Source organism: Pseudomonas sp. SIMBA_067 (assembly GCF_046534675.1).
Lineage (GTDB): Bacteria > Pseudomonadota > Gammaproteobacteria > Pseudomonadales > Pseudomonadaceae > Aquipseudomonas > Aquipseudomonas putida.
This window is the reverse complement of the sequence record NZ_JAWRYH010000483.1, coordinates 1-269: the sequence shown is the minus strand read 5'-3', so window position 1 is coordinate 269 and position 269 is coordinate 1. Positions and strand designations below refer to the sequence as shown.

At 53.5% G+C, this 269-nt stretch carries 1 pseudogene; it reads left to right on the top strand.

What is annotated here, in order from left to right:
* Window positions 1–269, top strand: a pseudogene (locus SB765_RS29990) (amidophosphoribosyltransferase); the annotation flags it as partial.

The following is a 269-nucleotide window of genomic DNA, read 5'->3' as shown; positions in this document are numbered from 1 at the left end:
GCTTAATATCTTCGCCAGCGAGCTGGACAACTTCCGCCACTACCCGCTGGAAGCCGACAATATTTTCGCTGCCATTGCTGCCACAAACCGCTTAATCCGCGGCGCGTATGCCTGTGTGGCGATGATTATCGGCCACGGTATGGTTGCTTTCCGCGATCCAAACGGGATTCGTCCGCTGGTACTGGGAAAACGTGATATTGACGAGAACCGTACAGAATATATGGTCGCTTCCGAAAGCGTAGCGCTCGATACGCTGGGCTTTGATTTCC